The 13,802-nt window shown below is 59.2% G+C and carries 12 protein-coding genes; 3 read left to right on the top strand and 9 right to left on the bottom strand.

Translation table 11 applies throughout. The annotated features are described in order from the left end of the window. Positions 1–41 precede the first annotated feature (41 nt). From PH552_RS21610 to PH552_RS21595, 4 genes are all read right to left on the bottom strand, one after another. Positions 42–1,004: an ABC transporter permease gene (locus PH552_RS21610; protein ID WP_004129777.1), complete on the bottom strand. Its 963-nt coding sequence runs from the start codon at positions 1,002–1,004 to the stop codon at positions 42–44. A gap of 38 nt (positions 1,005–1,042) precedes the next feature. Then, positions 1,043–2,575 carry a sugar ABC transporter ATP-binding protein gene (locus PH552_RS21605; protein ID WP_037135825.1) on the bottom strand — a complete coding sequence of 511 codons (1,533 nt, stop codon included), beginning with the start codon at positions 2,573–2,575 and terminating at the stop codon, positions 1,043–1,045. Positions 2,576–2,644: 69 nt separating this feature from the next. Continuing rightward, entirely contained in the window at positions 2,645–3,532 is an 888-nt protein-coding gene (locus PH552_RS21600; protein WP_179613280.1) for a beta-keto acid cleavage family enzyme, read from the bottom strand. 10 nt (positions 3,533–3,542) lie between these two features. Continuing rightward, positions 3,543–4,895, bottom strand: a complete 1,353-nt coding sequence (locus PH552_RS21595) for a four-carbon acid sugar kinase family protein (protein WP_179613281.1) — start codon at positions 4,893–4,895, stop codon at positions 3,543–3,545. Positions 4,896–5,046: 151 nt separating this feature from the next. Here PH552_RS21595 and PH552_RS21590 point away from each other — a divergent pair, with 151 nt between their 5' ends. Together PH552_RS21590 and PH552_RS21585 are read left to right on the top strand one after the other, a co-directional pair. Beyond that, complete coding sequence (locus PH552_RS21590) at positions 5,047–5,841, top strand: SDR family NAD(P)-dependent oxidoreductase (RefSeq protein WP_004129782.1); 795 nt, start codon at positions 5,047–5,049, stop codon at positions 5,839–5,841. Positions 5,842–5,941: 100 nt separating this feature from the next. Continuing rightward, positions 5,942–6,643 carry a FadR/GntR family transcriptional regulator gene (locus PH552_RS21585; protein WP_004129783.1) on the top strand — a complete coding sequence of 234 codons (702 nt, stop codon included), beginning with the start codon at positions 5,942–5,944 and terminating at the stop codon, positions 6,641–6,643. Between the two features lie 216 nt (positions 6,644–6,859). Here PH552_RS21585 and derI read toward each other — a convergent pair whose 3' ends face one another. Genes derI through tkt form a run of 5 tightly spaced genes read right to left on the bottom strand, consistent with a single transcriptional unit; the run spans position 6,860 to position 12,225 of the window. Next, complete coding sequence (gene derI, locus PH552_RS21580; RefSeq protein ID WP_013984669.1) at positions 6,860–7,315, bottom strand: D-erythrulose-4-phosphate isomerase; 456 nt, start codon at positions 7,313–7,315, stop codon at positions 6,860–6,862. A gap of 12 nt (positions 7,316–7,327) precedes the next feature. Beyond that, positions 7,328–8,098, bottom strand: a complete 771-nt coding sequence (locus PH552_RS21575; protein ID WP_037155982.1) for a triose-phosphate isomerase — start codon at positions 8,096–8,098, stop codon at positions 7,328–7,330. A gap of 42 nt (positions 8,099–8,140) precedes the next feature. Further along, positions 8,141–9,190: a class II fructose-bisphosphate aldolase gene (gene fba / locus PH552_RS21570; RefSeq protein WP_004129785.1), complete on the bottom strand. Its 1,050-nt coding sequence runs from the start codon at positions 9,188–9,190 to the stop codon at positions 8,141–8,143. 6 nt (positions 9,191–9,196) lie between these two features. Next, positions 9,197–10,219 carry a class 1 fructose-bisphosphatase gene (locus PH552_RS21565; RefSeq protein ID WP_028753512.1) on the bottom strand — a complete coding sequence of 341 codons (1,023 nt, stop codon included), beginning with the start codon at positions 10,217–10,219 and terminating at the stop codon, positions 9,197–9,199. Next, entirely contained in the window at positions 10,216–12,225 is a 2,010-nt protein-coding gene (tkt, locus tag PH552_RS21560; protein ID WP_051264138.1) for a transketolase, read from the bottom strand. Before tkt ends, PH552_RS21565 begins: the two co-directional genes overlap by 4 nt. Before the next feature lie 443 nt (positions 12,226–12,668). Here tkt and PH552_RS21555 point away from each other — a divergent pair, with 443 nt between their 5' ends. After that, positions 12,669–13,799, top strand: a complete 1,131-nt coding sequence (locus PH552_RS21555) for a substrate-binding domain-containing protein (RefSeq protein WP_004129791.1) — start codon at positions 12,669–12,671, stop codon at positions 13,797–13,799. Positions 13,800–13,802 lie beyond the last annotated feature (3 nt).

Here is a 13,802-nt window from a genome sequence, read left to right as displayed (position 1 = left end):
ATTGTCGCCGGCCTTCCCCGGCGGCAATTTCGGGATTGGTCTTATTTGCGGATTTGGTCGGCGATGACCGCGACCACGATGATCGTGCCCTTGAGGACTTGCTGGTAGTATGAAGACACGCCCATGAGGTCCATGCCGTTGTTGATCGTGCCGATGATGAGCGCGCCGATCAGTGTGCCGAGCAGCGATCCGCGGCCGCCCGCAAGGCTCGTCCCGCCGATCACGACGGCGGCGATCGCGTCAAGCTCATAACCGATGCCCGCTTGCGGCAGCGCAGCGGTGGTGCGAGCCGTCAGGACAAGCCCCGCAAGACCAGCCAGGAGGCCCGAGATCACATAGGTCGCACCGACGATCACCTTGGTGGAAATGCCGCTCGTGCGAGCCGCCTTCTCGTTGCCGCCAACTGCGTACACATAACGGCCGAAAGTCGTATAGTTTAAAACGGTCCATCCAATCAGGAACACGACGAACAGGATGACGATCGGTACCGGGATATACATGATCTGCCCGGAGCCGATCCACTTGAAGGGATCCGACAGATTCGGGATGGGGCGTCCTTCCGAAAAGATCAAGGTGAGACCGCGGGCCACGCTCAACATGCCAAGCGTCACTACGAACGGCGGGACCTTGACCGCGGCAACAAGCACGCCGTTCACCAAGCCGAGGCCGGCTCCCGCCGCGAGACCCGCAAAGATACCGAAAAGCACGAACTGCTCGTTGGTCTCCGTTACGAGGCTGGCGGCGATCATGCCCGCGAGCGCCATTACGGAGCCGACCGATAGGTCGATGCCCTTAGTAAGGATGACGAAGGTCACTCCGATCGCCAGAATGCCGTTGATCGACGACTGGCGAACGAGATTCAGCCAATTCAACCATGTCATGAAGTACTGGTTCGCGAACGCGAAGAACGCGACGATCAGGAAAAACACGAGAACGATGCTGAACTGCCTGATCATTTCCCCGGCGCGGAAGTTTCCGGGCTTCGCCGCAGCGATGGTATTCATTACTCAAGTCCTCCCGTGAATGGGGCTATGACCGCTCATCAGCTCGCCATGTCCATAAGCGTCTGTTGCGTTGCTTCGGCACCGTCGATGATGCTGAGGAGCTGCCCCTGTTTGAAAATCGCGATCCTGTCGCTGAGCTGCATGATCTCCGGTGCCTCCGAGGAGACCACGAGGACGCCGTTGCCCTTTGCCGCGAAGTCTCGCAGGAACGCGTAGATCTCCTGCTTGGAACCTTCGTCGATGCCACGCGTCGGTTCGTCGCAAATGAGAAGCTTTGGATTTGTCAGAAGGCACCGGGCCAGCACGACTTTTTGTTGGTTGCCCCCTGACAGAGTTTCGACGGCAACATCTGGCGACGCCGACTTGATCCTCTGTGAGACGATCATGTCTTGAACTGCGCTGCGCTCTTTGTCCCCGCGGATGAAACCGCTGATGGCCATCAAGGCCAGCGATGAAAGCGTGATGTTGTGGGCGATCGATGCCGAGAGCACGAGACCACTGTCCTTGCGATCCTCGGTCACCATCGCCATTCCACGTTGAATTGCGTCCTTAGGACTGCCTGGCTTGACCTTACCGCCGTTGAAGACAACTTCGCCTCCCGTTGGTGAGTGCAGCCCGAATATTGTCTCGAGGAACTCGGTTCGTCCGGACCCAAGCAGCCCGTAGATTCCGACCACTTCGCCGGACGCCACGTCTAGCGAGATGTCTCGGAAATGAGGCCCGCGCGCCAAGTTCGAGACCGAAAGCAGGATTGGCGCGTCTTCGAGAGGCTTGCCCTTCTCGACCAGCTTGACTTCACGGCCGACGATCTGTGTCACAAGATGACGGCGGTCGATGTCTTTGATGTTTCCAGTCTCGATGAAACGGCCGTCGCGGAAGACTGTGTACTCATCCGCGATCTCGAAGATTTCGGTGAGTTTGTGAGACACGTAGATAATTGCGGAACCGCGCGCGGTGATCTTGCGGAGCGCGTTGAACAAGACATGGACTTCGTGTTCGCCGATAGCAGATGTCGGCTCGTCCATGATGACGATATGTGCCCGATAGCTGAGAGCCTTCGCAATTTCGACGAGCTGAATCTGGGCGAGGCTCAGCTCCCCCATCTTCTTGGCAGCGTCGACTTCAAAGCCGAGTTCATCGAGGAATGCCTGGGCGTCCCTGCGCATCTGGCTAAAATCGACGAGCACGCCAAGTCGCTTCGGCTCGCGGCCAAGGTAAAGGTTCTCGGCGACGGTCATCTCGGGGACGGGGGAAAGCTCCTGCGTGATGATCGCGATGCCGTGACGCAAGGCGTCAGCGGCGCTTTTGAAGTCGACCTGCTCGCCATCGATCTCCACTATCCCTCCATCGCGGCGGAGCAGTCCCATCGTGATGTTGAGGAATGTCGACTTGCCGGCGCCATTACCGCCGCACAAGGCATGGACGGTCCCGGCCTTTAGAGTTAGTCGGCCATCAACGAGCGCTGGGACGCCGTTGAACGACTTTTCCACGCCCTCGGCCCGCAGAACCACGCGTGCCGAAGACGACTGCGCGGTTCTCTGAACTGTTATCTTCTCAGTTGCGTTGACCATGATATGACGTCATACCTCGTAAAATCGAAATCTATGCCGCGTGTGTGCGGATCGCATGCCGTATTGGTTCTACGCGGCGTCCAGTTCGAGGATCGCGCGTGCCTCCTGAGGTGTAGCCGGCTCACGTCCGACCTTTTGGGCAATCTCAACAGCGCGCGATATGACTTCCGCGTTCGTGGGTGTGCCGAACTCGCGATAGGGATAGTCGCCTATTCCAATAGCCATGTGGCCGCCCAGACGGCAGATCGCAGGAGCAATGTTCAAAAGATTGCCCCCAAGGCAATTGACCGTCCATTCGATCGGCCGGTCGTCGGGCAGAAATGCAAGATGCGCCATGAGACCCGCCTCGGTCGGCGGATGCCCGGTAATGTATCGCCCTCCCGTCAGGTGGAGGAGAAAGTAGGCCGGCCCCCTCACAAGGCCCGCGTCCATCAGAGCGATCGCGCGGCGCGTGAACCCAACAGACCAGGAAACCAGCTTCGGCTTTACGCCCTTTTCGGCCAAGGTACGCGCGTAGTGCGCGAGACTTTCGGTCGTGTTGAGATACAAACGTTCTGGATTTTCGAACCTGCGCGTCTCGGCATCCCAAAGCTCGAGATTGGCCGAGCCGGTATCGATGGGCGCAATATCGGGCTTCGTAGCAGGGTCCAATGCCAGGGTTGCGACCGTGTCGATGCGCTTCATGGCGTCGGCATCATTCGAGATAAAGCCGATCGTGGGAAGGATGAGTAGATCGGTCGCCTGCCTGACTTCGCGGATGATTTCGGCGTTTGCCTCAACGGTGTTTGTCGCACCGCCGTCGGCTGTCCTGGCATGATAGTGGAGAATCGCCGCTCCCGCCTTGCGGGCTGCAACGGCGGCCTCAACGATCTCGTCGGCGGTGTATGGGATATTAGGGTTGGATGTGCGCGGCGCGTACTCGTTGACCCTGGCTTCGAGGATGATTTTCTTTTGCATCTTTTGCTCCTTACGCCGCCAGATAACCCGAGGTGCCCGCCTTTGCCCGCAGGAAGAAGTCATCGGCACCAATCTGCCCGCCCTTCAGCATGACTTCGAGGCCATCGACTTCGGCGTCGCCCGGCGCATCCAGGCGGCAGACATGGCAATTTTGAACTTCGTCAAAAACGGCGATCTCGAGCGCTTCGGCGCCGATTGTCCGCACCGCATAGCTCGAACTGTCACCGCCCGAAAACACGATCCGCGGCAAGGAAACCGCGCGGCGCACGGCACGCGCAACGTCACAGTAGATGGCGCCCAAGCGTTCCGCGGGAACATCGCTGCCGGCCAGACGGCCGGTTTCCCCGCGAGCCGTGTAGATGATTGTAGATCGACCGCGCACAAGGCTCTCGATCGCCTTCAAAGCAGCCTCCCGCGCAACTGCCTCAGCATCATCATCGGACCGGACTGTCGAGACATCCAAGTGGACAAGGTTCCACCCGGAAGCTTCGGCCACCGCAATCTGGCGCCCGGTTTGCAGGGCGCAACTACCTGATAAGACGAGTAGATTTTCGACGCCGGCAATCTCCGTCTTGACGGGCTCCGCCGACGATAGCAGGCCCAAGCGGGCCCAAAGAGCGCCGAGTTGTTGCGCCAAGCCTTGAGCTGCAAGCGCGAACATCGGACGTGTCGGATACCGCGCCCAGAGCAGATCGGCGACAGCCGCAAGATCCGCATTTTCGAGCCCATCGAAAATGACCCCTGCCCCCTCTTGGAAGGCCTTGAAGACACGCTCCTCCATTGCCGAGCGGTTCCGGATTGCGGGAAGCGTGACGTTGACGAATTCCTTATCTGTCTGCCCAGCCAGATGCATGCGCAGATCCGCCTCGTGCATCGGCGTCCTGGGGTGGCGCGACATGCTCGGGTGCCGGTCGAGCCGCTCAATCCTGTCGGCAAAGCGCGCGAAATGATTTCCGAAACAGGTGTAGCGCCCGAAGTCCGGGGTCGCGGCGAGGACTGGAACGTCCCTCTTGCCGAAGTGAGCCGCAGCGCGCGCCAGAACAGCACCATAGCTTCCAACGGTGGGCGACGAGTCGAACGTCGAACAGATCTTATATTGGATAAGCGGACTGTTGAGGGTGCGCATGATCGAAAACGCGCTGTCAAGCTCCTCGTCGAGCTCGACGCCGGACAACGCCCTAGCGGTACCGGCGAAGCCAAGCACATCATAAGACAGAGCATCTGTTGACGCCGTCTGTGCTGAAGGGCGTGCGAGATAGAGTTTTCCCTTCACACCACTGCGATGGAACTGCGCCAGGTTTTCGGAAGAACCCGTGAAGTCGTCGCCGTAAAACACGGCCTTGAGCTTGCCAGCTGATGTCATCGGATCCTCCCAATATCCCGGCCGAGGATATCTTCCTCCATACATCAGCCGGGCTTCACTCTTGACAATACTCATAGAAGCAGCTCATAACTCTGTCAAGGTCATACCTTATACCTTATACCTCATATCGAGAAAATTGGAGGACGACGAGATGAGACTTTCTGGACGCACTGCCGTGGTGACGGGCGCTGGCCGGGGCATCGGACTGGCAATCGCTGAAGCCTATGTTCGCGAAGGCGCGAATGTCGTTATCGTCGACCGCGATCTGGAAGTGGCGAACGAAGCCGCCGAGCGGCTTGGGGAGCGGGCTTTGGCCGTCCGCGCCGATATTTCGGTCAACGAAGACGTTGAGACGATCGTTAAGGAAACGATTGGCCGGTTCGGCACGGTCGACATACTCGTGAACAACGCGGGCGTGGGCGCAACCACTCTGTTTCTCGAAAGCTCAAGGGAGGAATTCGAACGCGTCGTCCGGATCAATCTGACCGGAACATTCCTCGTGGCGCAAGCCTTTGCTCGGATCATGGCCGCCAAAGGCTATGGGCGGATCATCAATATCGCTTCGCTGTCCGGTCAGAAGGGCGGTGTCGGACGTTCGGCCTATGGAGCCTCAAAGGCCGGCGTCGAACTCCTCACGAAGGTTATGGCGGTCGAACTCGCGGAATCGGGAATCAACGTGAATAACATCGCACCGGGCCCGATATTGACCGAGGTCTCGAAAGTCATGCACACGGTCGAAACGCGTGACGCCTATCATCGGCTAGTTCCGCAACGCCGTTATGGCGAACCATCGGAAATCGCTGATGCCGCGGTGTTCCTGGCGAGCGACGATGCTGCCTATATTACGGGGCACACCCTGAACGTCGACGGCGGCTTCCTGGCCGCTGGCCTCATGTTCCCATTCGATCCAAAAGCCTCGAAGCGGCTGGGACAAATCAGCGAATAACCTGGAGAAGTGGCCAGTTCGACGTTCGGCATTTGTCGCAAGCGGTAAAACGCGGTATGACCTCGTACCTTTTCGATTTCTGATTGGAGCGTGACCAGGAATGCTGTCTGTTGACCCAAAGAAAATCCCAAGCCGGCTGGACATAGCGCTCGACTACATTACGGGCGAAATTGCCAAAGGCAACCTCGGGCCTGGTGACAAACTTCCCAATGAAAAAGAGCTGGCCCAGCTTCTCGGGATCAGTCGCACTCCAATCAGAGAGGCGATCAAAACGCTCGCGGTCTCGGGTCTTGTCGAGACGCGTCATGGCTTTGGAAATTACATCCGTAAGGACGAAGGCCTTCCGGCGATGCCGCTCGCGATGTTTCAGCTCTATCTTCAGAGCTCGACGCCTGAGATGCTGATGGAACTGCGATACATTTTCGACCGCAACTGTTCAGAACTCGCGTCGCTGCGGCGTACGGACGAAGACCTCGCCACGATGAGAGAGTGCATCGACCGACTAAAAAGGCTGTCGGAGGATGCGAACTCCGCGATCGAAGATCTCCTCAAGGCCGATCTCGATTTCCACCGAGCAATATACAAAGCTGCCGGAAACCCGTTGATCGTCGTGATCGCCGACTTCGTGCTGACGATGGTCGCGCCTTGGGTGCAAAAATCGCTAGAGGTCAGTGGCAAATGGCGCGCAGTCGATCTCCACGAACACATGTTTCAGATGATCCGGGACAGAAAGACCGGTGACCTCAGCCGCGAAAGCGTCGAGGAAAACATGGAACACTTCCGCACATCCCTGCTGAAATGACAGCCAGGGCATCACGTCAAGGCGTGGCGCATCTTGCATTTCCCGCAGGTCGCACTGCGATCATCACCGGCGGCATCTGAAGGCGGACGCGAAGCCCGGATACCGTATGCCGCCCGGCCTATTCGCCGGGTTCTGAAAATTGCCAGAAAACGATAATGCGCCAGGCTGATTGCGCCTGGCGCGTCGACCGCGAGCAATGCTTGCCCAGCCTTCCAACTAGCGGGTGTGGTATTTCGTATCGACCTCGTCGATGGCGGCAACATTGCTGGCCGAGCGACCGTTCTCGTCGAACCTCTGGGCGAGGAAGGAGTCGACGATCGTCTTCGCAAGTTCCGATCCAATGACGCGGGCGCCCATGGTAATGATCTGGGCGTTGTTCGACAACGCCGCCCGCTCGGCGGAATAAGTATCGTGTGTGAGGGCTGCCCTAATACCCGGCACCTTGTTTGCCGAAATGCAGACGCCGATCCCGGTGCCGCACACCAGGATGGCCTTGTCATAGGTGCCGTCGAGCACGCCGTTGGCGACCCTGTCGGAGAGGTTCGCATAGAAATCGTCGAGACCGGCGTCCGTCCGGGAGACCTCGAACACCTCGAAACGGTCCTTGAGATAATCGGCGAGGACCTTGGCGAGGCCTTCGCCCGCGCTGTCGCCTGCTACTGCAATTTTCATCTTCATCACTCCTCAGATTTTGGCCGCGCACTTTTCGAGGATGTCGAGGTAGCCCTCGATCTTCCAGGCCGAGCGGCCGATGAACAGCCCATCGACATGGGGGCAGGATATGAGCTCTTCGCAGTTGTCCGCGTTGACCGAACCGCCGTAGAGGCAGGGAATGCGCCGGCCGAGCACGGCTTCCGCGAACGCGATGATTTCGGCCTGGCGGGCGTCGGCGTAGTCCGCTGTCGCGGGGATCCCATCGACGCCAATGGCCCAAACAGGCTCGTAGGCAAGCAGTATCGGTTTGTGCTTCTGGTCGGTAGAAAGGCTTCCCAACGCGCCGCGAACCTGGCGCTCGAGGACGTCGCGGGCTCGCCCGGCCTCGCGTTCGGAAAGTGTCTCCCCTATGCAGATGAGCGGGATCAAGCCGTGGCGAACCGCCGCCCCGACTTTCAGTCCTACCGTCACGTCCGTCTCACCGAAATGTTCACGCCTCTCGGAGTGACCAAGCTCGACGATGTCGAGGTTGCAGTCCTTGAGCATCAAGGGTGAAATCTCGCCCGTCCAGGCGCCCTCCTCGTCCCAATGCATGTTCTGCGCGCCGACCTTCACCGACGTGCCCGCCAACGTGGTCTTCACTTCCCGGACAACAGTGAAAGGAGGGATGACAAAGCGCTGGATGCGCGGATGGGACGTGATGTCTGCGGCCCTGAGACCGTGCGCAAACTGCGCGGCATCGGCAAGCGTCTTGTTCATCTTCCAGCTGGTGCCAATCCAGAGGGTTTTCTTCTCGGTCATCGCCGCTTCACCACGTTTGCGTTCAAATGGATGTTGGCCGACCTAGAGCGAGCCGGCTCGATACCGCTTCGCCATTTCCGCGAGCGGCACAACATGAATGGAGCTTGCGCGTCCTGCCGTTCCGAAAGCTTCGAATCTCTCGCGGCACAGCTTTGAAAGCGCCGTCATTGCAGGCTTCAAATATTTGCGAGGGTCGAATTCTGTCGGATCTTCGGACAGCACTCGGCGCACCTGCCCGGTCATTGCCATGCGGCAATCAGTGTCGATGTTGACCTTTCGCACACCATGCCGAATTCCGCGCAGGATTTCCTCGAGCGGCACGCCCCAGGTGGGCTTCATCCGCCCGCCGAAGCGATTGAAAATTTCTTGCAACTCCTCCGGCACGCTTGACGAACCGTGCATGACGAGATGGGTATTCGGAAGTTTCCGGTGGATCGCCTCGATAACATCCATTGCCAGCACGTCACCGTCCGGCCGGCGTGAGAACTTGTAGGCGCCATGGCTGGTGCCCATTGCGACGGCAAGCGCATCCACCTTGGTCTCCGCGACAAATTTCGCCGCCTCCTCCGGATCGGTCAAAAGCTGATGCGGATCGAGCTTGCCTTCGACGCCGTGACCGTCTTCCGCCTCGCCCGTACCGGTCTCAAGCGAGCCCAGAACGCCAAGCTCCCCTTCCACCGAAACCCCTGCCCAATGGGCCGTGTCGCTGACGCTTCTCGTGACCTTGACGTTGTAGTCCCAATCCGCCGCGGTTTTCCCGTCAGCAAGGATCGATCCGTCCATCATGACGGACGTAAAACCATGCTGGATCGCGGTGACGCAGGTGCTCGGTTCGTTTCCGTGGTCAAGATGGACGCAAACGGGGATATGCGGATAGATTTCCGTCACAGCCTCCATCATGTGCTTGAGCATGATGTCGTTGACATAGGCTCGGGCCCCACGGCTCGCCTGGAGAATCACAGGCGAATCCGTTCCGTCGGCCGCTTCCATGATGGCAAGCGCCTGTTCCATGTTGTTAATGTTGAACGCCGGGACGCCGTAGCCGTGTTCGGCGGCATCATCCAGCAGCTGGCGGAGAGTAATCCTGGCCATGACGTGTTACTCGCTGGTTGGATTGGAATTGAGATAGCTTGCGATCACGTCGACCTCCGTCGCCGAACCGAAAACCAGCGGCGTGCGGCAATGGTGAGAGGTCGGGATCTTGTCCAGGATGGCGGTCGTGCCGTCGGTGGCCCGCCCCCCGGCCTGCTCCATCAGGAACGCGATCGGATTCGCTTCATACACCAGGCGAAGGCGCCCATTTTCAAAGCCGGGTCGCTTGTCGCCGGCGTAGAAGAACACACCGCCCCTGATCAGGATCCGGTGGAGCTCTCCGACTGCCGATCCGAGCCAACGCATGTTGAAATCGCGGCCGCGCGTTCCCTCCTTGCCGGTCAGACAATCCTGAAGATACAGGCTCATGGCAGGGTGAAGGTGACGGTGGTTGGAAGCGTTATATGCAAGCTCGGACGTGTCGCGAGGTATCTGAACCTGCCTTTTGACGATCAGGAACTCGCCGGTTTGGGGATGCATCGTCGCCAGCAGCACACCCTCACCGACCGAAAAGCCCAAATCGACCGTGTTGCCGAATGAGACATAACCGGCCGCGGCCTGGCGCTTTCCAGGGGTTAAAAAGGGATCTTCAGCTTCGCAGAAAGGCATGATCGAGAAGATCGTGCCGACGGGCGTGCCCAGCCCGACATTGCCTGAACCGTCGATCGGATCGATTGCGACCGCAAAATGCTGGCCATTGAGCATAACTGGCGCGTCGGCCTCCTCGGACAGGACCCTGGCAGCGCCTGCGCGTGCGAGTATTTCGACGAACAACTCGTGCGACGCGATGTCGATTGCCTTTTGCGCATCACCGTCGGTATTTGATCCGACAAGGTGGGCCAGATCGCCCTCCAGGGAACCGGCTGCGATGCGTGCGGATAAAAGACAGGCGGCATCCAACACACCGTTGATTAGAGCCGCCACCCCCTGACGGGACAAATCCTCAGCAGCCCAGGTCGAGAGGTACTCATCGACAGAACCATACTGGACGCCCGCTTCGTCATTTCCGGGTGTCGCCGGCGCGCTCATTGCTTGCCCCTTATCCTTGCTAGGGCGCGCGTGACGATTGCGTCACGCGTGATCCCAAATTGCTCGTACAGCGTCTCGGCCGGCGCAGACGCTCCGAAGCCGGACATCCCAATCACGTCGTCTTCGCTGTCGACATACCTAGTCCAGCCGAACTTCGAGAGCGCTTCCACGGCAATGCGCGGCGCGTTGCCGAGGACCGAGCTGCGGTAATCCTTGGGCTGCTGTTCGAAGAGATCCCAGCTCGGCATCGAGACGACAGCGGCGGGAACGTTTCTCGCCTCAAGCTCGTCGGCAGCCTGGATCGCAAGCGCGACTTCCGTTCCAGTGGCGATGATTGTGACGGCACGTTCGCTGCTCGCTTCCCGCAGCACATAGGCTCCCCGTGCGCAGCGATTGATGCCGTCACGCTGGGCGCGCAGTTGCGGGACATTCTGCCGCGAGAGCGCCAAAACCGACGGCGTGTTCTTGCTGGTTATTGCAAGATCCCAGCATTCCAGCGTCTCGATGGTGTCGGCCGGCCGGAATACATGCAAGTTCGGCATTGCCCTGAGGCTGGCAAGATGCTCGACCGGCTGGTGCGTCGGACCGTCTTCGCCAAGACCGATCGAGTCATGCGTCATCACGAAGATAGAGCGGACGCCCATCAGAGCCGCCACACGAATGGCATTGCGGCAATAATCCGAGAAGACGAGGAACGTGCCACCATAGGGTATGACGCCGCCGTGAGCCGCCATACCGTTCATCGCGGCGGCCATGGCAAACTCTCTAACGCCATAGCTGACATACCGCCCGCTTGCAGCGGCGGTGAAATCGCTGTCGACGGCCGGAACCCGGGTCAAGTTTGAGTGGGTGAGGTCAGCGGACCCGCCGATCATTTCCGGAAGCAGCTCCGTCAGCGCTTCCAGTGCGATCTGGCTTGCCTTACGCGTTGCCACTGATTGCGGCTTGTCGAGCAGCTTTGCCTTGGCGGCGTTGACCGCTTCCTCATATCGCGCTGGCAATGAGCCGGCGGTGCGGCGTTCAAACTCACTTCTGACATCTGCGCCCGCTGCTTCAAGCCGCGCTTGCCAGTCCTTGCGCGCCTTGGCGCCCTTCGCGCCGACTTCGCGCCAAGTTTTGAGGATTGGAGCAGGAATCTCGAAAGTGTCCGCCGTCCAGCCATAGACTGCCTTCGTCGCGGCGGCTTCGCTGGCGCCGAGCGGTGCACCATGTACGGAGCTTGTTCCTGCCCTTGACGGAGAGCCGTATCCAATGATGGTTTTCAGGGCTATGAGGGATGGTCTGGATCCTTCCGCCTTCGCCTGCGAGATCGCCGCGTCGATCGCATCCGGATCATGACCGTCAACGCGCTGCGTGTGCCATCCGTAGGCGTCGAACCTCGCGAGCACATCTTCCGAAAACGCAATTGCGGTCGAGCCGTCGATGGTGATGGAGTTGTCGTCGTAAAGGACGATCAACTTGCCGAGCTGCAGGTGGCCGGCCAGCGAAGCAGCTTCCTGACCAACACCTTCCATGAGACACCCATCTCCACAGAAAACGTAGGTCCGGTGATCGACAAGCGCTGCGCCAAATTCGGTTGATAGGCGCCGCTCCGCGATAGCCATTCCGACAGCCGACGCGATCCCCTGTCCGAGCGGCCCGGTGGTCGTCTCGACGCCAGCGGTGTGCCCGTATTCGGGATGACCTGGCGTTTTGGAGCCCCATTGGCGGAAGTTGCGAACCTGCTCAATCGTCATGTCTTCGTACCCGGTGAGGTGCAGAAGGCTGTAGAGCAGCATCGAGCCATGGCCGTTCGACAGGACGAAACGATCGCGGTCCGGCCAGCCAGGTTCGCTTGAATCGAACTTGAGGTGCCGGCCGAACAGCACCGCCGCCGCATCAGCCATGCCCATGGGCATTCCGGGGTGCCCGGACTTTGCGGCCTCAACCGCGTCGATCGACAGGACACGGATAGCGTTCGCGAGATCGCGGATCGAAACTGCTGCTGTCAATTCTTCCTCCCTCATAAACCGCGACTAATGTGGCGCACTTTTCTGGATATCACAATATCGAAACACAAAATAACGCATTATATACGACAAACATAACAATATCACATTCCGCTGCAAAAAGTCTGCCCATCGACATCATACCTCATACCTTATACCTCTCTATTTGCGCAATAGCTTTTATTTGACTACCGCGTCGATCGGGAGCCGTAAGGATCGTTCCGGGTCGATTTCATGGGGGCGGTCTGCCTCGATCCGTTTGGTGGCAAACGGACAAGACGACCACCGTGATGACTACCGCGTTGGGCACTCACGGTGGTTGAAACCATCCCAAATGCGGGATGCTCAATTCGGCTCGCCGATGCTTCCCGACATTCTTCAGTTGACAGCTTTTATAAATGCATTAACGTATACGTTCTTGAATTCGAGGAACTCAATAGGCCTTAAAGGGAGGAACCGAAATGCCTATGACGATGCGCAAGTCCCTACAGATGATCGCCCTTGCCACTGCCCTCGGCGGCAGCGCTGCCTATGCGCCGAGCGCCTTCGCGATCGATGTCGATAAACAGATCAAGGATATTGAAAGTCACCCGGCAAGCGGGCCCAACGGCGAAAAAGCGACCCTCGCGAGCGACCTGAAGCTATCCGCCGAAGAGATCGAAAAGATCAAGGCGAAGCATGCCAAAGCGGCCATTGTGATGCACTACACGGCGTCTGACTGGGCCAAGGCCCAGATGGCCGGGCAAAAGAAGGCCCTGGAAGAGCTCGGCGTCGAAATCGTTGCGACGACTGATGCTGGATATCGCGCGGAGCAGCAAGTTTCAGACATCGAAAGCGTCATGGCGCTCAAACCTGACGTCATGATCACCGTTCCCGCCGAGCAGTCAGCCACGGCCGCAGCATACAAGAAAGCTGCTGCCGCTGGCATTAAGATCATCTTCCTTGACCAGACCGGCGCCGGGATGAAGGCTGGCAAAGACTATGTGAGCCTCGTCTCTTCCGACAACCGCGGGATGGGAAAGGTCGCCGCACTGCTCATGGCCAAGGCGCTCGACGGCAAGGGCGAAATCGGTCTCATCCCGCATGCGTCCGACCTTTTTGCCACCAAAGAACGCGTGGTCGGCTTCAAGGAAGCGATCAAGGATTATCCGGATATCAAGATCGTCCAGGAGACCGGGGTCGGAGGCCCTGATTTCTCAAGCGAATCCGAGCGCGTCGCCTCCGCAATGCTGACGGCCCACCCCAACCTCAATGGCATCTGGGCCGTGTGGGACGTTCCAACAGAAGGCGTCCTGTCAGCGGCGCGCGCAGCGGGCGCGTCCAAGAGCCTCGTCATCACCACTTGCGACCTTGGCGTCAACATCTCGATCGACATGGCTAAGAAGGGTTACGTCAAGGGAACCGGATCCCAGCGTCCGTACGGCGCCGGTTATGCCGAGGGCATCCTTGCCGGATACGCCCTACTCGGAAAGGACGCACCTCCCTACGTCGTGCTCCCGGCCCTTGCGGTGACCCGCGATAACCTGATCGAGGCGTGGCCGCAGTCGAACGGCGACCAGGCACCGAAGATTCTCACCGACGCAATGAACTAACGG

This window comes from Rhizobium aureum (assembly GCF_030182495.1).
GTDB lineage: Bacteria > Pseudomonadota > Alphaproteobacteria > Rhizobiales > Rhizobiaceae > Rhizobium > Rhizobium tropici_C.
The sequence above is the reverse complement of the archived record's forward strand: the minus strand, read 5'-3'. Positions and strand labels throughout refer to the sequence as shown.

Coding starts and splice junctions, on each gene's coding strand:
- PH552_RS21565 (WP_028753512.1), bottom strand. CDS start 10,219: ATGAGCGCGCCGGCGACACCCGGAAATGACGAAGCGGGCGTCCAGTAT.
- PH552_RS21595 (WP_179613281.1), bottom strand. CDS start 4,895: ATGACATCAGCTGGCAAGCTCAAGGCCGTGTTTTACGGCGACGACTTC.
- PH552_RS21555 (WP_004129791.1), top strand. CDS start 12,669: ATGCCTATGACGATGCGCAAGTCCCTACAGATGATCGCCCTTGCCACT.
- fba (WP_004129785.1), bottom strand. CDS start 9,190: ATGGCCAGGATTACTCTCCGCCAGCTGCTGGATGATGCCGCCGAACAC.
- PH552_RS21600 (WP_179613280.1), bottom strand. CDS start 3,532: ATGCAAAAGAAAATCATCCTCGAAGCCAGGGTCAACGAGTACGCGCCG.
- PH552_RS21605 (WP_037135825.1), bottom strand. CDS start 2,575: ATGGTCAACGCAACTGAGAAGATAACAGTTCAGAGAACCGCGCAGTCG.
- PH552_RS21585 (WP_004129783.1), top strand. CDS start 5,942: ATGCTGTCTGTTGACCCAAAGAAAATCCCAAGCCGGCTGGACATAGCG.
- PH552_RS21590 (WP_004129782.1), top strand. CDS start 5,047: ATGAGACTTTCTGGACGCACTGCCGTGGTGACGGGCGCTGGCCGGGGC.
- derI (WP_013984669.1), bottom strand. CDS start 7,315: ATGAAAATTGCAGTAGCAGGCGACAGCGCGGGCGAAGGCCTCGCCAAG.
- tkt (WP_051264138.1), bottom strand. CDS start 12,225: ATGAGGGAGGAAGAATTGACAGCAGCAGTTTCGATCCGCGATCTCGCG.
- PH552_RS21575 (WP_037155982.1), bottom strand. CDS start 8,098: ATGACCGAGAAGAAAACCCTCTGGATTGGCACCAGCTGGAAGATGAAC.
- PH552_RS21610 (WP_004129777.1), bottom strand. CDS start 1,004: ATGAATACCATCGCTGCGGCGAAGCCCGGAAACTTCCGCGCCGGGGAA.